The 21,683-nt window shown below is 72.3% G+C and carries 16 protein-coding genes and 2 pseudogenes; 7 read left to right on the top strand and 11 right to left on the bottom strand.

The window, feature by feature from the left end; all coding sequences use genetic code 11:
* Positions 1–1,239, bottom strand: coding sequence for a lycopene cyclase family protein (locus ACH4SE_RS35500; RefSeq protein ID WP_398547697.1), 1,239 nt, complete (start codon positions 1,237–1,239; stop codon positions 1–3).
* A gap of 407 nt (positions 1,240–1,646) precedes the next feature.
* On the opposite strand from ACH4SE_RS35500, the gene ACH4SE_RS35495 reads away from it, so the two are divergent.
* From ACH4SE_RS35495 to ACH4SE_RS35480, 4 genes are read left to right on the top strand one after another with little or no spacing between them, the layout of a single operon-like run.
* Complete coding sequence (locus ACH4SE_RS35495; protein ID WP_398547696.1) at positions 1,647–1,928, top strand: hypothetical protein; 282 nt, start codon at positions 1,647–1,649, stop codon at positions 1,926–1,928.
* Positions 1,928–3,472, top strand: coding sequence for a phytoene desaturase family protein (gene crtI, locus ACH4SE_RS35490; protein WP_398547714.1), 1,545 nt, complete (start codon positions 1,928–1,930; stop codon positions 3,470–3,472). Before ACH4SE_RS35495 ends, crtI begins: the two co-directional genes overlap by 1 nt.
* On the top strand, positions 3,469–4,533 hold the full coding sequence (locus tag ACH4SE_RS35485; protein WP_398547695.1) for a phytoene/squalene synthase family protein: 1,065 nt from the start codon (positions 3,469–3,471) through the stop codon (positions 4,531–4,533). The genes crtI and ACH4SE_RS35485 overlap by 4 nt, the downstream gene beginning before the upstream one ends.
* Complete coding sequence (locus ACH4SE_RS35480; RefSeq protein WP_398547694.1) at positions 4,530–5,534, top strand: DUF5914 domain-containing protein; 1,005 nt, start codon at positions 4,530–4,532, stop codon at positions 5,532–5,534. The genes ACH4SE_RS35485 and ACH4SE_RS35480 overlap by 4 nt, the downstream gene beginning before the upstream one ends.
* A gap of 44 nt (positions 5,535–5,578) precedes the next feature.
* Here ACH4SE_RS35480 and ACH4SE_RS35475 read toward each other — a convergent pair whose 3' ends face one another.
* Both ACH4SE_RS35475 and ACH4SE_RS35470 read right to left on the bottom strand, forming a co-directional pair.
* The gene (locus tag ACH4SE_RS35475) at positions 5,579–6,391 is read right to left on the bottom strand and encodes a hypothetical protein (RefSeq protein ID WP_398547693.1); all 813 of its coding nucleotides are present in this window, start codon (positions 6,389–6,391) and stop codon (positions 5,579–5,581) included.
* A 107-nt stretch (positions 6,392–6,498) separates the two neighbouring features.
* Positions 6,499–8,022 carry a glycoside hydrolase family 43 protein gene (locus tag ACH4SE_RS35470; protein ID WP_398547692.1) on the bottom strand — a complete coding sequence of 508 codons (1,524 nt, stop codon included), beginning with the start codon at positions 8,020–8,022 and terminating at the stop codon, positions 6,499–6,501.
* A gap of 760 nt (positions 8,023–8,782) precedes the next feature.
* Between ACH4SE_RS35470 and ACH4SE_RS35465 the strand changes: the two genes are divergently transcribed.
* On the top strand, positions 8,783–10,261 hold the full coding sequence (locus ACH4SE_RS35465; RefSeq protein ID WP_398547691.1) for an endo-1,4-beta-xylanase: 1,479 nt from the start codon (positions 8,783–8,785) through the stop codon (positions 10,259–10,261).
* Positions 10,262–10,333: 72 nt separating this feature from the next.
* Here ACH4SE_RS35465 and ACH4SE_RS35460 read toward each other — a convergent pair whose 3' ends face one another.
* From ACH4SE_RS35460 to ACH4SE_RS35430, 7 genes and pseudogenes are all read right to left on the bottom strand, one after another.
* Entirely contained in the window at positions 10,334–12,055 is a 1,722-nt protein-coding gene (locus ACH4SE_RS35460; RefSeq protein WP_398547690.1) for a CocE/NonD family hydrolase, read from the bottom strand.
* Positions 12,056–12,184: 129 nt separating this feature from the next.
* Entirely contained in the window at positions 12,185–13,066 is an 882-nt protein-coding gene (locus ACH4SE_RS35455; protein ID WP_398547689.1) for a carbohydrate ABC transporter permease, read from the bottom strand.
* On the bottom strand, positions 13,066–14,088 hold the full coding sequence (locus ACH4SE_RS35450) for a carbohydrate ABC transporter permease (protein ID WP_398547688.1): 1,023 nt from the start codon (positions 14,086–14,088) through the stop codon (positions 13,066–13,068). The genes ACH4SE_RS35455 and ACH4SE_RS35450 overlap by 1 nt, the downstream gene beginning before the upstream one ends.
* Before the next feature lie 11 nt (positions 14,089–14,099).
* Complete coding sequence (locus ACH4SE_RS35445) at positions 14,100–15,404, bottom strand: ABC transporter substrate-binding protein (RefSeq protein WP_398547687.1); 1,305 nt, start codon at positions 15,402–15,404, stop codon at positions 14,100–14,102.
* 579 nt (positions 15,405–15,983) lie between these two features.
* A pseudogene (locus tag ACH4SE_RS35440) lies at positions 15,984–17,003 on the bottom strand (non-reducing end alpha-L-arabinofuranosidase family hydrolase); the annotation flags it as partial.
* Positions 16,989–17,306: pseudogene (locus ACH4SE_RS35435) on the bottom strand (cellulose binding domain-containing protein); the annotation flags it as partial. The pseudogenes ACH4SE_RS35440 and ACH4SE_RS35435, both read right to left, overlap by 15 nt.
* Before the next feature lie 463 nt (positions 17,307–17,769).
* On the bottom strand, positions 17,770–18,048 hold the full coding sequence (locus ACH4SE_RS35430) for a GlsB/YeaQ/YmgE family stress response membrane protein (RefSeq protein ID WP_398547686.1): 279 nt from the start codon (positions 18,046–18,048) through the stop codon (positions 17,770–17,772).
* Positions 18,049–18,286: 238 nt separating this feature from the next.
* On the opposite strand from ACH4SE_RS35430, the gene ctaD reads away from it, so the two are divergent.
* Together ctaD and ACH4SE_RS35420 are read left to right on the top strand one after the other, a co-directional pair.
* The gene (gene ctaD / locus ACH4SE_RS35425) at positions 18,287–20,017 is read left to right on the top strand and encodes a cytochrome c oxidase subunit I (RefSeq protein WP_398547685.1); all 1,731 of its coding nucleotides are present in this window, start codon (positions 18,287–18,289) and stop codon (positions 20,015–20,017) included.
* Complete coding sequence (locus tag ACH4SE_RS35420) at positions 20,014–20,379, top strand: hypothetical protein (RefSeq protein WP_398547684.1); 366 nt, start codon at positions 20,014–20,016, stop codon at positions 20,377–20,379. Before ctaD ends, ACH4SE_RS35420 begins: the two co-directional genes overlap by 4 nt.
* A gap of 30 nt (positions 20,380–20,409) precedes the next feature.
* Here ACH4SE_RS35420 and ACH4SE_RS35415 read toward each other — a convergent pair whose 3' ends face one another.
* Positions 20,410–21,480, bottom strand: coding sequence for an aldose epimerase family protein (locus ACH4SE_RS35415; protein WP_398547683.1), 1,071 nt, complete (start codon positions 21,478–21,480; stop codon positions 20,410–20,412).
* Positions 21,481–21,683: the final 203 nt, after the last annotated feature.

Raw genomic sequence — 21,683 nt, 5'->3', positions numbered from 1 at the left:
TCACTCCTCGGGTCCCGGTGTGCGGGGAAGGGCGCCGGCGGGCGGCGGGGGGCTCACGAAGCGGCGGCGCGGAACGGCGGGCAGTGCCGCGGCCGACCGGAGCATGCGCAGGACGGGGGTGTGCAGGCCGATGGCGAGGTCCTCGTGCAGGCGCGTCGTCCCGTCGAGGAAGCGCAGCAGGCGTACGGCGGGCACCTCGCGGAAGAGCCGGGGGAAGAAGTCGGCGCCGTCGATGACGCCGCTGTCCAGACCGTGCAGCAGGACCGCGTCCATGGCCGCCGACCGCGTACGGTGCGGGCGCGGCGGAACGGGGTCGCGGCCGGAGCGGTAGGCGCGGGCGACGGCCTGGCTCTGGCGCTGGATGGTGGCGAAGGTGTAGCCGGTGGCGGGGCGGGTGGCGCCCCCGGCGGTGCCGATGCGGAAGACCGCGGGGCCGCTGCTGCGGGCGAACCGGCCGTCGGTCATGGGGATCGCGCCGGTCTCGGTGGCGGTGACGTCGAACTCCCCCAGCCGCAGCACCTGCCCGGTGTAGTCGAGAAGGGCGGCCCGGTAGGCGTCGGGGGGCAGCGCCCGGGCGGAGAACTGCGTGTATTCCACCAGCGCCCGGTGGCGCCCGGTGGGGAGGACGTACCCGAAGGCCATGCCGTGCCGCGGCTGGGGGACGCGGAAGTCCATCCAGTCGGCGACCCCCGGGTCGAAGACCGGCCGGCGGGTGCGCACGAACCAGCCGTGGAAGTGCTGGAGCAGCAGGGTGCGGGCGGCGGGCGGCCGGGGCCGGGGCCGGGAGTCGAACAGCCAGCGGGCGCGCACGGTCTGCCGGACCCCGGCGCCGGTGGTGAGCACCGCCTCGGCCCCACCCGCGGCCGCGCGCACGCACTCCACCGTGCCGTCGGCGCGCCGCACCCCCGGCACGCCGTCCAGATGTGCTCCGACCAGCGCCTCGAAGTCGGGCGAGCGGATCATCTTGTAGCGCAGGGGCGCGATGTCGCGGACGATCGCGCGGCCGTTCCGGTCGTGCACGCGCAGCCACCGCCACGACGCTGCCACCGCCCGCTCGTACGGTCCGGCGCCGGCTTCCCAGAAGCACCAGGTGCGCGGCGGGGGACGCACGCCGGAGGACGACGGCTCGACCACGACGAGCGAGGGGACGCGCCCGTGCCCGGGAGCCGCCGTGAGCGCGTGCGCCAGCGACAGGCCTGCCGCCCCGGCGCCGACGATGGCGACGTCCGCGTCGTGCACGCCGTGCGCTCCTTCCCGCCGCCGCGGTGTCCCGGTCATACGGGCAGCATTCCGCGGACGGGGGCGTATCGGACGCAGGCGCGACACCGACTCACCCCATGGGCTCCTCCCGGCGGCCCGCGCGGGCCCGGGGTGGCCTCGGCCCGGCGGACGCCCGCGCCCGGCCGCTGCCCCGGGGGCCGTGCCCGGCCGGCGGCGCACGCGCACGCGCATGGCGGCACGTGCGGCGGCCGATCGGGCGACTGCTGGGGAGTGGCGGGCGCCGCGCGGGCGCGCGGGGTGCTCCGCTGGCCCGGGAGTCCACCGGCCGAACCGGGGACGCGGGTGCCCACGGCCGCTTCCTGCGGTCCGTTCGGCGGAGGTTACCGGTGCCACGCACGGGGGCCGTCCGCGAGAGAGGAAGCGCGATGCTCCGGCCGCAGGTCACACCGCCCGGCTCCGGCACGGGCGGCGCGGCGAGGGCCCGTACGCACCCGATCGCCGCCTTCGCCGCCGGCGCGGCGGCGCTCCCCGCGGCCGGTGAGGCGGTCCGGCGGGGCCCGCGGATTCGCGTCGCGGGGACCGCCGCCGCCGGTACGGCGGCCCCCGGGCGCACGGACGGCGACGCCACCGGCCGTGCCGCCGACGGCGACGGGCCCGCGACCGCCGCGCAGCCGGCGGGCGCCCTCCGCGAGGAGGGCGCGTGGTGATGCGTACCGTGGCGGGCCGCACCGACCACGTCGTCGTGGTGGGCGCCGGCCTCGCGGGTCTGTCGGCCGCGCTGCACCTGCTCGGCGCCGGACGGCGGGTCACGGTCGTCGAGCGCGACACGGGGCCCGGCGGCCGGGCGGGCCGGCTGGTGCTCGGCGGATTCTCCCTCGACACCGGCCCCACCGTGCTGACGATGCCCGACATCGCCGACGAGGCCTTCGCCGCGGTCGGCGAGCGGCTGCGCGACCGGATCGGCCTGATCCCCCTGCACCCCGCCTACCGCGCGCGGTTCGCCGACGGCAGCGCGCTGGACGTCCACACCGGCGCGGAGGCCATGGAGGCCGAGGTGCACCGGTTCGCGGGGGCCCGCGAGGCGGCGGGCTACCGGGGCCTGCGCCGCTGGCTGGAGCAGCTGCACCGGGCGCAGATGCGCCGCTTCATCGACGCCAACGTCGACTCCCCCTTCGGGCTGCTGAACACGGACCTGGTGCGGCTGGCCGCGCTCGGCGGCTTCGGCCGCTGGCAGCCGCGCGTCGAACGGCACCTGCACGACGAGCGGTTGCGCCGGGTCTTCACCTTCCAGGCGCTGTACGCGGGGATCCCCCCGGCCCGCGCGCTCGCCGCCTACGCCGTCATCGCCTACATGGACACGGTGGGCGGTGTGTACTTCCCCCGTGGCGGCATGCACGCCCTGCCCCGGGCCATGGCGGACGCGGCCCGCGACGCCGGCGCCGACATGCGTTACGGGCACGAGGCCATGGCGCTGGAACGGCGCGGCTCGCGCGTGACCGCCGTGGTCACCCCGCACGGCTCGATCCCCTGCGACGCCCTCGTCCTGACCCCCGACCTGCCGGTCGCCTACCGGCTGCTCGGACGCGAGCCCCGCCGCCCGCTGGCGCTGCGGCACTCCCCGTCGGCGGTCGTGCTGCACGCCGGGACCGACCGCACCTGGCCCGAACTGGCCCACCACACGCTGTCCTTCGGATCCGCGTGGAGCAGCACCTTCGACGAGCTCACCCGCACCGGCCGGCTGATGAGCGACCCCTCGCTGCTCATCACGCGCCCCACCACCCACGACCCGTCGCTCGCGCCGCCCGGCCGCCACCTGCACTACGTCCTCGCGCCCTGCCCCAACACGGTCACCGGCCCCGGTCCCGGCGACTGGGCCGCCCTGGCGCCCCGTTACCGCGACAGCCTGCTGCGCGAACTCGACAGACGCGGGCTGACCGGGATCGCGGAGTCCGTCGAACTGGAGCGCATGGTGACGCCTGCGGACTGGGACGCGTGCGGGCACGGCGCCGGCACGCCGTTCTCCGTGGCCCACACCTTCGCGCAGACCGGCCCGTTCCGCCCGCGCAACCTGCCGCGCGGCACGGACAACGCCGTCCTCGCCGGGTGCGGCACCACCCCCGGCGTCGGCATTCCCACCGTCCTGATCTCCGGAAAGCTCGCGGCCGCCCGCATCACGGGCCTGCCCGCCCCCGCCGCCGGCGGCGGGCACCGGACGCCGGGGTCCCCGGCCGCCGCCGGGGCGCGGCGGTGACCGCCCGGGCCGTGCGGCGCGCCCTGGACCGCGCCGGCATCACCGACCCGCGCCTGCGCGCGGCCTACGTGCGCTGCCGCGGCCTGCACGCGCGGCACGGCAGGACGTACTTCCTGGCGACCACTCTGCTGCCGCCCGCCAGGAGGCCGTCCGTCCACGCCCTGTACGGCTTCGCCCGCTGGGCCGACGACATCGTCGACAGCCTCTCCTCGCGGGCGACCCCCCAGCAGCGGGCCCGCGCCCTCGACCAGCTCGAACAGCGCCTGCACGCGGGCCTGAACGCGGGCGAGAGCCCGGACCCGGTCGTCCACGCCCTGGCCGACACGGCGGCCCGCCACAGCATCGACCACCGGCACTTCACCGACTTCCTGGCCTCCATGCGCGCCGACCTCGTCGTCACCGACTACGCCTCCTACGACGACCTGCTGGCGTACATGCACGGCTCGGCGGCCGTGATCGGCCTCCAGATGCTGCCCGTCCTCGGCACCGTCGTCCCGCGCGAGCAGGCGGCCCCGCACGCCGCCGCCCTCGGGGTGGCCTTCCAGCTCACGAACTTCCTGCGCGACGTCGGCGAGGATCTCGACCGCGGCCGCGTCTACCTGCCCCAGGACCTGCTCGGCGCACACGGCGCCGACCGCGAACTGCTGCAGTGGAGCCGCCGCACCGGGCGCTCGGACCCCCGCATCACCGCTGCCCTCAAGGCTGCCGACGACCTCACCCGCGGCGTCTACCGTACGGCCGAACCCGGCATCGCCCTGCTCGACCCGGTCTCCAGGCCCTGCATCCGCACGGCCTTCACCCTCTACCGCGGCATCCTGGACGCCATCGCCCACGACGGCTGGACGGTGCTGCACCGGCGTTCCGTGGTGAGCCGCCGCCGCCGGGCGGCCGTCGCCGGGGAAGGCCTGGCACGCATCGCCGCCGCCCGGCTCCGCGCCCGGTACGCGGGCCGGCCGCAGGTCCCCGCCGACGGGATCCGGCCCCTCCGGGCCGCGGACGGCCCCCGGCTCCCCTCCCGTCACGGCGCGCCCTCCGCACCCGCCGCCGAGGACGCGCCGTGACGGGAGGGGCGGCGCGGAGCCGCTTCCCGCTGCGGCTGCGCCGCCGTCCGGTCGCGTGGTCACGGCAGCCGCCCACCTGGCGGGACGCCCGCCCCTCGCTGATCGCGGACGCGCTCGGCGCCGCCCAGGAGCGCCCGGCCGGCAACTGGTACGTCGTCGGGGCCAGCCGCGAGACCCACGGCGACCGTCCGCTCGCCCGCACCGTCGCAGGCGAGGAGGTCGTGGTCTGGCGCGACCGCGCCGGCGCACCGGCCGCCGGGCCCGGCGCCTGCCCGCACCTGGGCGCGCCGCTGCGCGACAGCCCGGTGTGCGGCGGGATCCTGCGCTGCCACTGGCACGGACTGGCGCTGGACGGCTCGCCGTACGCGGGCTGGCGGCCCTACCCGGTGCACGACGACGGCGTCCTCGTCTGGGTGCGCCTGGACCACGTCGGCGGGGAGGCGCCGCTGCCCGCACCGGTCGTGCCCGCCCGCCCCGCCCCGGCGCGGTCGGTGGACGCGGTCTACACCGGCGTCGGCCGCTGCGAGCCCGAGGACGTCGTCGCCAACCGGCTCGACCCCTGGCACGGCGCCTGGCTCCACCCCTACTCCTTCGCCGACCTCACCGTGCTGCCCGGCACGGCGGGCGGCCGCGGGGACGCCGGGATCGCCGTCGAGGTGTCGTTCAGGCTCACCGCACGGCTGGTGGTCCCCGTACGGGCGGTCTTCACCGCGCCCGGCCCCCGCACCGTGGTCATGCGCATCACCGACGGCGAGGGCGCCGGCTCGGTGGTCGAGACCCACGCCACGCCGCTGCGGCCCCCCGGGCACGACCGGCCGCGCACCGCCGTCGTCGAGGCGGTCCTCGCCACGAGCGACCGCCCCGGCTTCGCCGCCGCCCGAACCGCCGCCGGACTGCTGCGACCGCTGGTCCGCGCCTGCGCGCGGCGCCTGTGGCGCGACGACCTCGCCTACGCCGAACGGCGCTGCCACCTGAGGAAACTCGGCCGCTTCCCGGGCTGACGGCGCCCGGCCGCGGTGGGACCGCCGGACGAGGAGGGCGGGGCCTACCGCGCGGCCTCGTAGCGGGCCACGTTCCCGGAGACCGCGGTGAGCAGCGGTTCCAGGCGGTCGACGAGCTTCTGGTAGTCCTCGGTCCTGCCGTCCGACCACTGGGCCAGCCCGGCCACCATGGCCCGCTGCTGGCCGGTGAAGGCCTGCACCATTCCGCTGTCGGCCGGGAGGGTGGGCAGGCCGGAGCCCGGCGGCGGGGCCTGGGCACCCACCTCGTAGTCGTCGAAGGCCATGCTCAGCTCGGTCACCAGCCTGACCGTGTCCTGCGGGGCCTTCATCGTGAAGACCGCCAGGTTGAACTGGTCGTCGTGCGCGTCCTTGTAGAGGGCGACCTCCTCGCCGACACAGCCCTCGCTCTCGTCGATCATGCCGATCAGACGGGGCCCGACCGAGTCCGGTTCGGTGCAGGACTTCATCGTGACCGCGGCCACCCGGGTGAACATGCCGGCGCCGCTTCCGACGTGCGCCGGGAACGCCTCCGCCAGCGGCACCATCGCCCGTACCGCGGCAGGACGCGCGGTGGGGGCCGCGGGGCTCGGGGCGGAGGCGGAGGCGGAGGGCACGGCGGTCGCGACCACCCCGGCGGGCGAAGAGCCCGCCGGCCGCAGCACCAGGAAGGCCGCGACCGCCGCCGCCACCACCGAGGCCCCGGCGGCCCACGGCCACAGCCGCTTCCCCCCCGGGGCGGAAGCGGCGGCGGGAGCGGCGGCGGCGGCGGTTTCCCTGGCGAAGCGGGCGACGAAGTCGTCCCACTCGTCGTCGCCCGTGTGACCGCCCCCTGCGGGCATGTTGTCGTTCGTCGGCACGGGGGAACCGTAGTGGCCGTGGCGTCCGAGCGCCGCAGGTGCGAGGTCACAGCATGATCACTATCCGCCGGTGCCGGTGTGCGCGGGCGCCGGGGACGTGCCGCCGGTCAGCCGAGGTGCTCCGGCTCGTAGGAGAACCAGTCGAACGCGACGCTGCCCTCCAGCGCGTACATGCCGATGACGCGCCCGGTGAAGCCGGTGGCCACCTCGGTGGACAGGTAGCGCCCCTCGAGTTCGGCCAGCGGTGTGGCGCCGGGGACCGCCGGGTCCCCCGCCCAGAAGGCGAGGGTGTCCGGGCCGGTGGGCTCGATGCCGGCGAACTCCGGGGAGGGCGGGACCACGTCGGTGGTGCGGATCGTGACGGTCAGGGTGAGCGGGCCGGGCGGCACCGCGCGGCGGGCGACGGCCTGGCGCAGCGGGCCGATGCGCGCGATGACGCTCACCTCGCCGTCACCGACCTCCAGGTCGTAGTGGTGGGCCTCGTCCATCCGCACGCTCAGACCGCCGCGGCCGGTGCCGGGGTCGAGCAGGGCGGTGACCCGGCAGTCGTGGTGCTGCTGGCGGCGGCCGACGAAGGTGTACCCGGGGTGGTCCAGGGTGCGGCCGGTGGCGTGCAGGGTGAGCCACCCGGGGCGTTCGGCCGACGACCAGGAGCCGTCGGGGCGCGAGTAGGGGGAGACCCAGTGCGGCGCGAGTGCGGCGCTGTCGAAGTCGTCCCGGGCGGGCAGGGCGGGAACGGGGTGCCAGGCGCCGCCGGGGGCGTTGTGCCGCTCGGGCACCGGGGCCATGACCGGCCAGCCCTCCGCGTTCCACTCCACGGGCGCGAGGAACGTCTCGCGGCCGAGCACGTGGAAGTTCGGGGTGTAGCCGCGCGGCCTGGTCCCCAGCAGCACCATCCACCACGTGCCGTCCGGAGCCGTGACGAGGTCGCCGTGGCCGGTGCTCTGGACGGGGTGGTCGGTCGCGCTGTGGGACAGCAGCGGGTTGCCCGGCGAGCCCTCCCACGGCCCGCGCGGGGAGCGCGCGCGGGCGACGGACACGGCGTGGCCGCGCTCGGTGCCGCCCTCGGCGATCAGCAGGTACCACCAGTCGCCGATGCGGTACAGGTGCGGGGCCTCGGGCCACTTCAGGCCGGTCCCGGACCACGTCGGGAACGGGCCCTCCAGCACCTCGCCGGTGACCGGGTCGATCCGGGCGATGTGGACGCCGGGAACGGTGAACGCCGCCCAGCAGGTGCCGTCCTCCTCCCACGCCAGGTCCGGGTCGATACCGGGCAGGTCGATCCACACCGGGTCCGACCACGGGCCTTCGGGCCGCTCGGCGCTCACGACGAAGTTCCCGCCGCCGCTGACATTGGTGTTGATCACCCAGAAGCGGCCCGCGTGATGGCGGATCGTGGGGGCGTACAGGCCGCGCGACGCCATGGCGCCGGGCACGGGCAGCGGCAGTTGCCCGGGACGGTCGAGCACGTTGCCGATCTGGCGCCAGTGGACCAGGTCCCTGCTGTGGAAGATCGGCAGGCCCGGGAAGTACTCGAAGCTGGAGCACACCAGGTAGTAGTCGTCACCCACCCGGCACACGCTCGGATCGGGGTGGAACCCGCTGATCACGGGGTTGTCGTACACGTGCACTGGGTGCATCCCTTTCGCATGTCTCCGCACCCCACGGCATGGGGCCGGTGAACCACCGGCCGCGGGCGACGTGCAGACACACGGCAGTGAGCGCTAACAATCCCCTCGGGCCCACCAGCACGGGCGCGTGGTTCCTCGGCAACCTACGACCGCCCGCGGCCTTCCGTCAACAGCCGGCACAACGCGGCGGCACACCTGCCACCGCCACCCGAGACACCGGCTCCCCTACCCGAAAACTTTCGAACGGGCCTCCACCCCCGGCATGCCCCCGGGCAACCAGGGGCCGAGGGGCTGCCGCCAGGTGTTCCTGCGCGATGTATTGACGTGCCCCGACAGCCGACCTACTGTGCCCGAAACAATCGCAGGGCGCCCGAAATCTTTTCGGAACCCCTCAGCGGCGCTTGGCTCAGGAACCGGGGAACTCCCCTTCCCCGCACGGGACGTGTCGGGGTCCGTGGAAGCAGTGACGCCACGTTCCCCGCCACCGAGCCGGAGAGGACGACGATTTGTTAGCGCTCACCAGTATCACCCGGGTGCGCCCGCGTCGCGCCGACCCCGTCCGGGCGGCGCGTCCGCCACGTCCCCGCGCGGCTCCTTCGCCGACACGCTGACAGCCCCGCCTTCGCCGGCGCTCAGCCGGCCTCCCGCCCCCGACCGGAACGCGTCCCGTCCCGGTCGCGCAGGCGGTCCGGCTCCTGGCCGCAGCAGGGCACCCACGCCATTCGGTGCCCTCCCCCCCACACGAAGGAGACCCACCATCATGTCTTGGCTGAACAGACGTCGCCGCGTGCCCGGAAGGGCGGTCGCGGCGGTCGCCGGGGTGGCGGTGAGCGCCACGACGGCTCTCGTCGGCATCGCGGTGACCGCGCCCCATGCCGGGGCGGCGAGTTCGCTCGGCGCGGCGGCCGCGCAGTCCGGCCGGTACTTCGGTACGGCCGTCGCGGCGGGCAAGCTCAGCAACTCGACGTACTCCACCATTCTCGACCGGGAATTCAACATGATCACCCCGGAGAACGAGATGAAGTGGGACACCACCGAGCCCTCCCGGGGCAACTTCAACTTCGGCCCCGCCGACCAGATCGTCAGCCACGCCCAGGCCCACGGCCAGCGCATGCGCGGACACACCCTGGTCTGGCACAACCAGCTCCCCAGCTGGGTGTCCGGCCTGTCCGCCTCCGACCTCCAGTCGGCCATGGACAACCACATCACCCAGGAGATGACCCACTTCAAGGGCAAGATCTACGCCTGGGACGTCGTCAACGAGGCCTTCGCCGACGACGGCAGCGGTCGGCACCGCAGCTCGCCCTTCCAGGACAAGCTCGGTGACGGCTTCATCGAGCACGCCTTCCGCACCGCCCGCTCGGTCGATGCGAACGCCAAGCTCTGCTACAACGACTACAACATCGAGAACTGGTCGGACGCCAAGACCCAGGGCGTCTACAACATGGTCAAGGACTTCAAGTCCCGCGGCGTGCCCATCGACTGCGTCGGCTTCCAGAGCCACTTCGGATCGAGCGGCCCGCCCGCGAGCTTCCAGACCACCCTGACGAACTTCGCCGCCCTGGGCGTCGACGTCCAGCTCACCGAACTCGACATCGCCCAGGCCTCCTCCACCGCCTACGCCAACACCGTCAACGCCTGCCTGCACGTCGCCCGCTGCACCGGCATCACCGTGTGGGGCATCCGCGACAGCGACTCCTGGCGGACCGGCGAGAACCCGCTGCTCTTCGACAGCAACGGCAACGCCAAAGCCGCCTACAGCGCCGTCCTCAACGCCCTGAACGCGGCCGGCACGACGAGCCCGCCCACCTCGTCGTCCACCTCTCCGTCCACGTCGCCGCCCACCTCTCCCCCGACCGGCACCGGGGGCGCGCTCAAGGGCGTGGGATCCGGACGCTGCCTGGACGTGCCCAACTCGACCACCACCGACGGCACCCAGGTCCAGCTGTGGGACTGCAACGGCCAGGCCAACCAGCAGTGGACCCTGACCTCCGCCGGTGAACTCCAGGTCATGGGCAAGTGCCTGGACGCGGCCGGCACCACCAACGGCGTCAAGGCCCAGATCTACACCTGCTGGGGCGGCGACAACCAGAAGTGGCGCGTCAACTCCGACGGCACCGTCGTCGGCGTCCAGTCCGGCCTGTGCCTCGACGCCGTCGGCGTCGGCACCGCCAACGGCACCAAGATCCAGATGTACACCTGCTCCGGCGGCAGCAACCAGAAGTGGGCGTGGAACTGACGCCGCTTCCGTGGAACGCCGCGCGCCGTGCGGGCCGTCACCGGCCCGCACGGCGCGCGGCTCCCGTCCCGTTCAGCCCTGGGCGGCCGGTTCGGCCCCCGGGGAGGGCGGGGCCGCGGGGCCGGTCCACACCGGCAGGTCGACACGGGTGGGGCGGGCACCGGCGTGGGAGATCTCCTGCTCGGCGCGGATCGTGGCCGTGGCGGTGACGGCGGGTTCGCCGGTACCGGGATTGCGGGCGTAGCGCGGATGCGCGCCCGAGCTGATCTGGAGGCCGATGCGGTGACCGGCCGCGAAGCGGTGGAAGGCCGGCCACAGCGGCACCACCACCTCGGTGAATCCCTCGGGGTCGGGCTGCGGGTCGGTGGCGGCCGTGCCGACGCTCCCGATGCGGCGGATGCCGTCGCAGACCGTCAGCGACCGGCCGTCGGGATGCACGTCGCAGAGCCGGACGAACACGTCGGCGCTGGGCGCGGAGGAACGGAAGCGGATCCGGGCGACCGGCTCGCCGGCGACGGCCACGGCCTCCTCCAGCGGAGCGCTGCGGAAGGCGGTGACGTCGGCGCGGCGTTCGTGCGCGGCGTTGTCCACCGGCTCGCAGTCCGGCCCCAGACTCGGGCCGCCGACGGCGGGGGTGGGGTCACCGGGGTCGTACGTGTAGCGGGTGGCACCGCCGTCCGGGGCGGACGGGTCGAGCAGCCCGGAGGCGTGCGGGTGCCACGGCACGACCGTGGTGCCCGGCGGCGGCCACGCGGGCAGGTCGTGCCACTCCCGGCTCCCGGTGAGGAAGGCCCGGACAGGGGCGCGGCGGCTCTCCCGCGCTCCGGTGAAGTGCTCCTTGAGGAAGGCGACGGACTCGGCGAACGCCTGGCTCTCCCCGCCGCCGGCGTGGCCCCACGGACCGACCGTCAGGCGCGGCGGCCGGCCGGCCGCCGCGAGCAGGGCGTAGGTCCGCAGCTGCCAGGGCAGGAAGATGTCGTACCAGCCGGTGCTCATGTAGACCGGTGCGGTGACGTCGCAGACCGAGGCCGTGTGCGACTGCCCGGTCCAGTGGCCGGCGGTCAGGTCCTCGTGGGTGAGCCAGTCCTGGTACCAGCCGATCGGCCGCCCGGCGGCGGCGGTGTCGCCGGCGCCCAGCGGCAGCACCGCGAAGGCCCGGTCCAGCTTCCGGTCGGGCAGCGGCAGGCGGCGCAGCACCGAGGCGACGGGGCGGTGCATCAGGTCCATGTCGCGCGACCATCCGAGGGCGTTGCGCAGCGCGAAGGCTCCGTTGTCCCAGGTGGTCGCGCCGAAGTCGGCCATCGTGTTGATCAGGCAGAGCGCGTCGGGCGCGTTGCCGGGGTCCTCGCGCTGCATGCTCCCGGCGACCGCCCACTGGACGTACCCCAGGTAGCTCGGCCCGTAGGTCGCGACCGAGCCGGTGAACCACGGTTGCCCGCGGACCCACCGGTGGGTGGCCCTGCCGTCCCGCTGCTCGTCGACCTGGGGGGTGAACGTCCCGCCCGATCCCCCGGTGCCGCGGCAGCTCTGGACCAGGACGGTGAAGCCCTCGCGGGCGAACGCCGGGGCGTGGGTGAGGGAACTGTGGCGGCCGTACGGTGAGCGGATGACGACCGTGGGCAGGGGCGGCACGGCCTCGCCGACGGGTGTGTAGAGGTCGGCGACGAGCTCCACTCCGTCGTCCATGGGCACGCGCAGCCCGCGCCGTACCGCGACGTCGTGGGGGCCGGGGGCGACTCCGGGGAGCTGCCCGCTCCGGTCCCGGCCGTGCAGCAGCCGGCTGATCCTGTTCATGGGGTGTGTCCTTCGGGATCGGCGCAGGGGCGGAGCGGGTGGACCGCGTCGACGGCAGGCCTCCTGCCCCTGCCGAGGGGAGGTACGGCAGGGGCAGGAGGCCGGACGGTGCGGTGTCCCGCCGCGGGTTCAGCCCTTGACGGCGCCGGTGAGTCCGCCGACGATCCGCTTCTCGAAGATCGAGAAGAAGATGAGGGCGGGGAGCATCGCCAGCGAGGTGAAGGCGAGGACCTTCGCGGTGTCGGTGGAGTACTGCGACGAGAACGCCTGGACGCCGAGCGGAAGGGTGTAGTTGGCCTGCGAGTTGAGGATGTACAACGGCAGGACGTAGTTGTTCCAGCTTCCGATGAACGCGAGGATGCCGACGGTGACGACACCGGGCAGCGACAGCGGGATCACCATGCGGGCGAAGAACCCGAGGCGGCTGGTGCCGTCGATGGCGGCGGCCTCCTCGATCTCGTTCGGGATGGCCCGCAGGAAGGGCACCAGGATGATGACGGTCGTCGGCAGGCCGAAGGCGATCTGCGGGATGATCACGCCGAGCAGGTTGTCGACGAGCCCCAGGTCCTTGATGACGATGTACAGCGGGGTGATGGCGATGACCATCGGGAACATCAGGCCCGCGGCGAACAGCGAGTACATCGCGCCCTTGAGCTTGAAGTCGTAGCGGGCGATCACGAAGCTGACCATGAGGCCGAGGACGACGATGCCGACCGTGCTCGCCAGCGCGACGAGGACGGAGTTGGCGAACTCGCCCCAGAACCTGTTGGACTCCAGGACGTCGAGGTAGTTGCGCGTGACCCACGGGTGGGGCAGGCCTGACGGGCTGGTGGTGATCTGGCTGTTGGTGCGGAATCCGCCGATGACGATGTAGAGCACCGGCGCGATGCACACGGCGATGAAGAGCAGGGCGATGAAGTAGGTGACGGGGTTCCCCCACTGCTCGGGGGCGTCACGGTCCTGGCGGCGCGGCCTCCCGCGCCTGGCGGGGACGGCGGTGGCGGCAGTCATCAGACGGTTCCTTCCGTGACGGCTCCCCGCAGGTCCCGGCGCAGGACGAAGCGCTGGTAGATCAGTGCGACGATCAGGGAGATCAGGAACATCACGACGGCGATGGCACTGCCGTAGCCGTAGTTGCCGGCGTTGCGGCCCTGGGCGAGCATGTAGATGGCCATGGTCGAGGTGCCCGCGGTCCCGGAGACGTACTGGCCCCAGATGATGTAGACGAGGTCGAACAGCTGCAGCGAGCCGATGATCGACAGGAACGCCCAGATGCGGATCGTCGGCCCGAGCAGGGGGAGGGTGATCCGGCGCTGGATCTGCCAGTAGGAGGCGCCGTCGATCGAGGCGGCCTCGAAGAGCTCCTGGGGGATCGACTGCAGGCCGGCGAGCATCAGGATCACCGCGAAGCCGATGTACTTCCAGGTGATGATGGCCATCAGCGTCCAGATGGCCAGCTTCGGGTTCGACAGCCAGTCGGCCTGCAGCGAACCGAGGCCGATGTGCCGCAGCAGGTCGTTGATCGCGCCGTCGCTCTGGGCCATCAGGCTCCAGCCGGTGCCGACGATGACCTCGGAGATGATGTAGGGCACGAAGATCAGGACCCGGATGACCGAGCGTCCGCGGATCTTCTGGTTCAGCAGCAGGGCCAGGCCGATGGCCAGGGGGGCCTGGATGACCAGCGAGAGGCCCATGATCATGAAGCTGTGCTTCAGGACCTGGTGGAAAGCGGGGTCGTCGAGGATCAGCCGGTAGTTGTTCAGGCCGACCCAGTCGGTGGGGGCTCCGTAGCCGTGCCAGCGGTAGAAGCCGTAGTAGGCGGCGAGCGCGACCGGGAAGATCACGAACGCCAGGAACATCAGGATCGCGGGACCGGACAGGACCGCGATCTCCAGTCGCATCATGGCACGGCCGCGGCGGCGCGAGGCCGCCCGCGGCGCAGCCGGGGGCGCGGAACCGACCGCACCCCCGGCCTTCGGCGTGCCCTGCGACCGGCGGCCGGTGGCCGGACCGGTACCCAGGGTGTCACTCATCGCTTGCTTACTCAGCCCTTCTCAGCGGCAGAGTTGGTGTCCTTGACGATGTCGGCGGAGGTGCCCTTGCCTGCCAGCAGGTTCACCACCGCGGTGTTCATCGCGTTGCCGACGTTCTGGCCGTACATGGTGTCGAGGAACTGCATCGAGTAGGCGGCCTTGTTGAAGGCCTGCAGCGCGGAGATGTTGTACGTGTCGGTGACGACGCCCTGGGCCTCCTTGTTCACCGGGATGGTGAAGAACGCCTTGGCGTAGGCCTCCTGCTGCTCCTTGGTCACCAGCCACTGGAGGAACTGCAGGGCCTCCTTCGGCGCGTTCTTCGACAGCGAGTACCCGCCGCTGCCACCCATCATGGCGCTGGGGTCACCCTGACCGCCCGGCACGGCGGGGAAGGGGAACCAGCCGAGGTCCGGCAGCGGCTTCTGGTCGGGCGTCAGGCTCCCGATCACCCCGGGGTCCCAGTTGCCCATGAGCTCCATGGCGGCCTTGTGGTTCGCCAGCAGACCCGCGGACGAGCCGGCACCCTGCTGGGCGGAGGCCGTCAGGAACCCCTTCTGGAAGGGGCTGACCTTGAGGAACGTCGACAGGTCGTCACCGGCCTTGGTCCAGCACGGGTCGTCGAACTTCAGCGACTTCGCCGCCTTGTTCATCGTGTCCTGGCTGCACTCGCGGAGCGCGAAGTTGTAGTACCAGTGGGCCGCCGGCCAGGCGTCCTTCGCGCCGACCGCGATCGGCGAGACGTTGATCGCCTTCAGCTTGGCGACGTCGGCCTTGAGCTCGTCCATCGTGGTCGGCGGTGCCGCGATACCGGCCTGCTTGAACAGGTCCTTGCTGTAATAGATGCCCTCGGGCGCCGTGTCGAGCGGCATCGCGTAGACCTTGCCGTCGATCGAGTCACCCGCGATGGCCGCCGGGCCGACGTTGGTCTTGTCGGTGTCGGTGAGGTTCAGCGCCTGGATCTGGCCGGCGTCGACCATGGCCTGCATCTTGCCGCCACCACGCTGCAGGAACACGTCCGGCGCGGAGTTGGAGTTCAGCGCGGTCTGCAGCTTGCCGTCGAAGTCCTCGTTCTGCACGTACTGGATCTTGATCGTCACGTTCGGGTGCAGCTTGTGGTACGCCGCCGCGGCGCTCTTCCAGAACTCCGCGCCGGGCCCCGGCGAGGCGTTCTCCCACACGGTCACCGTGGCCTTGCCGTCGGACGAACCACCGCCACCGCTGCCGCCGTCGTCGCTGCCGCCCGCACAGCCGGTGGCGACAAGGGCGAGACCCAAGCCGACAGCCACCGCCGTCGCGCTGCGTATTTTCCGCGTCATGGTGGAGACTCCCTGATCTTTCGTTTCTGTCACAATTGGAGCAAATTGGTTCGTTCCGCACAGTCGCGTACGGACCGGTGCTGCCCTGCGCACGGCACCGTCACCTCGCCGCAGGCGACAGGCCTGGCGGCAACCGGTCCGGCGAACAGCGGCAGGCGCCACCGCTCGCGCGCACAAGTGAGCGCTAACATTCCAGCTCTTCACCCCTGTACCACCAGGGGTGCGGTGACGCCGTTCCGCCCCGCGGGGGACGGTTCCAGCCTGGACGTGAAGCCCCGTTGCCGCCCTGACTCGTGATCTCGGGCGAAAACTTTCGGGCTCCTCTCGATCGTTTCGGGCACATTAAGTCAGCCATCAGGGCACGTCAATAGATCTCGCAGGAAGGGATGACATCCCGTGGCTGATCCACCGCTACCGGCTCCGGCGCACTTGACCCCGCTTCGCGCAAGGGAGTGTGCGAAAGTTTTCGAGTGTGATGGCTTATGTTTCGGTCCACGCGCGCCTTCCGGTGCGGCCCGCGAACGCAAGGAACCCCAACCGCCGTGCGGTTGGGGTTCCTTGTGGAGCCGAGGTGGTGGGTCAGTGCTGGAGGGTGAGGACGCCGGGTCGCCAGGGGAGCTGGTCGTAGGCTCCGCCTGCGCTGGGGTTCTTGCCCTGGTAGAGGAACTGGAGGTTGCAGGGGTCGATGGTCATGGTCTGGTCGGGGTTGTTGCGGACGAGGTCGCCGTGGCTGATGTCGTTGGTCCAGGTGGCGCCGCTGTTGGCCTTGCCGGCGAAGGGGTTGCTCTCGCTGGCGGCCTGGGGGGTCCAGGTGCCGCTGAGGCTGGAGGCGGTGAAGGACCGGAAGTAGCGTCCGTTGGCGCCCATGGCCTCGACGATCATGAGGTACTGGTTCTGGTTCTGGACCTTGTAGACCTGGACGGCCTCGAAGAGGTTGGCCTGGGTGTCGCTCATGACGGTGGTGTAGTTCGAGCCGAAGCTGCCGGGGAAGTTCCCGATGGGCATGCTGGCCCGGTAGATCTTGCCGTTGTCGCCGGCGAAGAACAGGTACATGTTCTGGCCGTCACCGATGAGGGTCTGGTCGATGGGGCCGGTCCCGGAGCCGGAGATGCTGCCGGTGAACAGCGGCTGCGGCGAGGACCAGCCGTTGGGGTTGGTCGGGTCGCTGCTGGTGCGGTAGATGAACGGCCAGGCGCCCCACTGGTAGGCCAGCACCCAGATGTTCTTGGGTGCGAAGTAGAACAGGGTGGGGGCCACCGCCGACTGGCTCATCCCGGTCTGCCCGGCCGAGGCCATGTCCGACCAGTTCGTGAACGGGCTGAAGGCCATCGACCCGTAGGACGAGCCGTTCACGTTCGACGCGTACACCAGGTGCTTGCCGTTGTAGACGACGTTGGTGAAGTCCTTCAGCGCCACCCACCCGTTCGCCGGCTGCGCCAGCGCACCCGTCGACGACCACCGGTACGACGACGGCAGCGAACACGTCCCACCCGACGTCGGCGGCGTGGTCGTGGGGCTCGTCGGCGGCGTGGTCGTCGGGCTCGTCGGCGGCGTGGTGGTGACGCCACCGGTGCAGGCGGTGCCGTTGAGGGTGAAGGCGGCGGGCACAGGATTCGCGCTGGTGTAGGCCCCGTTGAAACCGAAGCTCGTGGACGCGCCGGTGGCCAGGGAACCGTTCCAGGCGGCGTTGGTCACCGTGACCTGGGAGCCGCTCTGGGTGTACGAACCGCTCCACAGGTCGGTGACGGTCTGCCCCGACGCGAACGTCCAGGAGAGCTGCCAGCTCGTGAGCGGCTCGCCCAGATTGGTAACGCTCACATTGGCGCCGAAGCCGCCGGTCCACTGGTTCGTGATGCTGTAGTCGACCCGGCAGCCGCTGGCCGCCTGCGCCGACGACGCCACGAACGACAGCCCGGCGGCGGCCAGTACGGTGGACAGCACGGCTGTCAGCAAGGGCCGGTACCGTCTGGACGAGTACGTCTTTTTCACAGGACACACTCCTTGAGTGAGGAGCCCCGGAACGGCGGATTGTTCACGCTAACATTCTGCGCCGGACAGTACCGTGGTCCACCCGTGCTCCCCGGAGGAGCGGGCGGACAGCTGGACATGGAGATCACTCGACCTCATCTCCTGGCGGTCCGGCCGGGGCGCGGCTGCGCGCGCGCCGTCCGGAACACGGTGGGGGGACCGTTCGCGAGGCTCGGCGGTGGTGGGGGGGCGCTTCGGCGCCGGCCTGTCAGCCGGCACGAAACGGTGGCCAGTCTGGACCCGTACGGTTCGAAAGGTCAACGCCCCCGCACGTACGGGCCCCGCCGCGCGAGGACTGCTCGCACGGCGGGGCCACGGGCGGGGAGGATCACATGGCTCAGAAGCGGTGGTGGTGCCGGTGACCGCGACCCGCGTACAGGGGGGTGATGAGGGCGATCAGGACCGCCGCCGCGCCGATCTGCAGCGCGTGCCGGATCCAGTCGACCCCGTTGGTGTCGGCGACACCGAAGGCCGAGGCCAGGCCGTTGCCCAGCAGGCCGCCGATGATGCCGAGGACGACCGTCAGCCACAGCGGGACGGGCTGACGGCCCGGCAGGACGAGCTTGGCGAGCAGACCGATGACGAGACCGGCGATGATTGCCCACAGGATTGTCATGACACTCCCTCGCTTTCCGGGCGATCGGTTTCCGTGAACACCCACCGTCCGCCTGCCCCCTTCGGCCCGGGTCACTCCTGGAGATTCGTGGATCCGGTGGTGCGGGCCGGCGACGGGAGGACCGGCGCATTGCTGCATCCGCGCGAAACGACCGCGCGCCCGGGTCGGATTCCGTTTGCCGCGGGGAATCGCGGGCACCCCGGCGGGGCCTGTCCCTTGCGATCGACGGAGTGTGGGAATGACGGTCACGACCGAGGACGCCTCGACGGCGCCGGTGCCGGTTCCGGGGCGTTCGCCCGGCGCGGTCGCCGTGGCCTGGATGACGACGACGGACCACAAGAAGATCGGTCACCTCTACCTGATCACGGCCTTCTGCTTCTTCCTGTTCGCGGGGGCGCTGGCGATGTTCATCCGTGCGGAGCTGGCCCGGCCCGGACTGCAGTTCCTGTCGAACGAGCAGTACAACCAGTTCTTCACCATGCACGGCACCGTGATGCTGCTGCTCTTCGCCACCCCGACCTTCGCGGGCTTCGCCAACGCCGTGATGCCCCTGCAGATCGGCGCGCCCGACGTGGCCTTCCCGCGGCTGAACATGTTCTCCTACTGGCTGTTCCTCTTCGGCGGCCTGATCGTCGTGGGCAGCTTCCTCACCCCCGAGGGCGGCGCCGACTTCGGCTGGACCGCGTACGCGCCGCTCAACGGGGCGCTGCACAGCCCCGGCGTGGGCGCGGACATGTGGATCATGGGCCTGGGCCTGGCCGGTTTCGGCACCATCCTCGGGGCGGTCAACTTCATCGCCACCATCGTCTGCATGCGCGCCCCCGGCATGACGATGTTCCGGATGCCGATCTTCACCTGGAACGTGCTGCTGACCTCGGTCCTGGTGCTGTTCGCCTTCCCCGTCCTGGCCGCGGCGCTGCTGTGCCTGGAGGCCGACCGGCAGTTCGGCGCCCACGTCTTCGACGCCGCGTCCGGCGGGCCGATCCTGTGGCAGCACCTGTTCTGGTTCTTCGGCCACCCGGAGGTCTACATCCTCGCGCTGCCGTTCTTCGGCGTGGTCACGGAGATCCTGCCGGTCTTCGCCCGCAAGCCGATCTTCGGCTACGTCGGCCTCGTCGGCGCGACCGTCGCCATCGCGGGCCTGTCCGTCACCGTGTGGGCGCACCACATGTTCGCCACCGGCATGGTCCTGCTGCCGTTCTTCTCCGTCATGACGTTCCTGATCGCCGTCCCGACGGGGGTGAAGTTCTTCAACTGGATCGGCACGCTGTGGAACGGCTCCCTGAGCTTCGAGACACCCATGCTGTGGTCGCTCGGCTTCCTGGTCACCTTCCTCTTCGGCGGTCTGACCGGCATCATCCTGGCCTCACCGCCGCTGGACTTCCACGTCACCGACTCGTATTTCGTCGTGGCCCACTTCCACTACGTGCTCTTCGGCACGATCGTCTTCGCGATGTTCGGCGGCTTCCACTTCTGGTGGCCCAAGATGACCGGCAGGCTGCTCGACGAACGCCTGGGGAAGATCCACTTCTGGACGCTCTTCGTCGGCTTCCACACCACCTTCCTCGTCCAGCACTGGCTGGGCGCCGAGGGCATGCCGCGCCGCTACGCCGACTACCTGGCCGCAGACGGCTTCACCGCCCTCAACACGCTGTCCTCCGTCGGCTCCTTCCTGCTGGGGCTGTCCACGCTCCCCTTCCTCTACAACGTGTGGAAGACCGCCAGGTACGGCGAGCGGATCACCGTGGACGACCCCTGGGGCTACGGCCGCTCGCTGGAATGGGCCACTCCCTGCCCCGCGCCGCGGCACAACTTCCTCACCATGCCGCGCATCCGCTCCGAGTCACCGGCCTTCGACCTGCACCACCCGGCCATCACCGAGGCGGAACGCCGGCAGCACGGCGGCCGGCGGGACGCCGTCGAGCCCGGCAAGGGCGTCGCCACACCCTCCGAGGACGGTTCCGCGTGAGCGGGCGGCCGGAACCCCCGGCCGGTGACCTCGCAGCGGGCCTCGCCCGTGTCGAGGGGTTCCTGCTCGCCGCGCACGAGACAGCCGCGGCCCGCGCGGAGGCGGAGCGGTTCGCCGACCGCCTGCCCTGGCTGCTGAGCGCGCAGCGCGACGACGTCGTGCACCACTACGCCGACTTCCGCCTCGCCTCCGCGCGGCGCCAGTGCGACGCCGTCGCCGCGCGCTGCACCGAGCTGCGGGCGGAGTACGAGCAGCGCTACGCACGGCTGCGGCTGCGCCTGGTCCGCACCTGCGTCGCCGCCGTCCTCACCGCGGTCCCGGCGGCAGTCGGCCTCGCCTGCCTCGTCTCCCGCCTCGCCTGACGGCCGGCCCCCCCGGTCCGGCGCGGCGGCTCAGGGCATGATGCCGAGGCGGTAGACGGTCGTCGACCGGTAGACCTCGCCCGGGCTCAGCCACGGTGAGGGGTAGTCCGGCCTGTTCGGTGCGTCGGGGAAGTGCTGGGTCTCCAGGGCGACACCGCCGAACCGCTGGACCGGGCGGCCGTTCAGGCCGGTGACGGAGCCGTCGAAGTGGTTGCCGGTGTAGACCTGGATTCCGGGCTCCGTCGTCAGGCACTCCAGCCGGCGGCCGGAGGCCGGATGGCTCAGAACGGCTGCGGACGCCGTCGTACCGGGCGTGCGGGGGCGCAGGACCCAGTTGTGGTCGAAGCCGCCCCCGGCCATGCGTATCCGCTCGTCGCCGGTCGCCGGCGCGGCCCGCAGCGGCGTGGGCTCCCGCAGGTCGAAGGGGGTTGCGTCCACCGGTTCCGGCGGTCCGGGGAGCGGCAGCAGATCCGGGCCCACCGGGGTGTAGTGGTCCGCGTCGACCTGCAGTTCGTGATCCAGCACCGTGTGCTCGGCGTCACCCGCCAGGTTCCAGTACGCGTGGTTGGTCAGGTTGACCACCGTGACGGCATCGCTCGTCGCGGCGTAGTCGATGGCCAGGTCCCCCCCGTCTCCGAGGGTGTAGGTGACCGTGGCCTCCAGCCGGCCCGGGAAGCCCTGGTCACCGGCGGGGCTGACGAGGCGGAACTCGATGCCGGCCCGGTTCGCGTCCCCCGCCGGACGGGCGGACCACGCACGCAGGTCGAATCCGTCCGCCCCTCCGTGCAGGGTGTTCCCGTTCTCGTTGGCGCTCAGCACCTGTGTGCGGTCCCGAAACCGCAGCCGGGCGCCCCCGATGCGGTTGGCGTACCGTCCGACGGTGGCACCGAGGTACCGCGCGGCCCCGAACCTGTCCGGGACGCTCAGCGGGCTGACGACCACCTCGCCGATCCTCCCGGCACGGTCGGGGCAGCGCACGGAGTGCAGACTCGCGCCGAGGTCCAGGACTTCGACCGCGAACGGGCCGGCCGTGAGCAGCCAGTGCTCGACGGTCCTTCCCCCGGGAAGCGTTCCGACAGCTGAGCGGGTGACAGTGGGCATGAGGCTCCGTACGCGTGTGGCGGCGATGGTCCGGAGGGCGCCTCCGCCGGGCGGGTCCCGGCGGGAGGTGCCGTCCGGCGGGTTCATCCTCGAAGGAGGCGGCGGGTCACAGGCCGCGTGCCAGGCGGTAGTAGGCCTGGTTCCAGCGGATCTCGTTGGCGAACTGCCGCGGGGTGGTAGCGGCGTCGATCAGGAGGAGCTCG

The sequence above is a fragment of the Streptomyces sp. NPDC020983 genome, assembly GCF_044333485.1.
Classification (GTDB): Bacteria; Actinomycetota; Actinomycetes; order Streptomycetales; family Streptomycetaceae; genus Actinacidiphila.
This window is presented reverse-complemented; position numbering and strand designations above follow the sequence as displayed.

Coding starts and splice junctions, on each gene's coding strand:
- ACH4SE_RS35495 (WP_398547696.1), top strand. CDS start 1,647: ATGCTCCGGCCGCAGGTCACACCGCCCGGCTCCGGCACGGGCGGCGCG.
- crtI (WP_398547714.1), top strand. CDS start 1,928: ATGCGTACCGTGGCGGGCCGCACCGACCACGTCGTCGTGGTGGGCGCC.
- ACH4SE_RS35465 (WP_398547691.1), top strand. CDS start 8,783: ATGTCTTGGCTGAACAGACGTCGCCGCGTGCCCGGAAGGGCGGTCGCG.
- ACH4SE_RS35460 (WP_398547690.1), bottom strand. CDS start 12,055: ATGAACAGGATCAGCCGGCTGCTGCACGGCCGGGACCGGAGCGGGCAG.
- ACH4SE_RS35455 (WP_398547689.1), bottom strand. CDS start 13,066: ATGACTGCCGCCACCGCCGTCCCCGCCAGGCGCGGGAGGCCGCGCCGC.
- ACH4SE_RS35450 (WP_398547688.1), bottom strand. CDS start 14,088: ATGAGTGACACCCTGGGTACCGGTCCGGCCACCGGCCGCCGGTCGCAG.
- ACH4SE_RS35445 (WP_398547687.1), bottom strand. CDS start 15,404: ATGACGCGGAAAATACGCAGCGCGACGGCGGTGGCTGTCGGCTTGGGT.
- ACH4SE_RS35430 (WP_398547686.1), bottom strand. CDS start 18,048: ATGACAATCCTGTGGGCAATCATCGCCGGTCTCGTCATCGGTCTGCTC.
- ctaD (WP_398547685.1), top strand. CDS start 18,287: ATGACGGTCACGACCGAGGACGCCTCGACGGCGCCGGTGCCGGTTCCG.
- ACH4SE_RS35415 (WP_398547683.1), bottom strand. CDS start 21,480: ATGCCCACTGTCACCCGCTCAGCTGTCGGAACGCTTCCCGGGGGAAGG.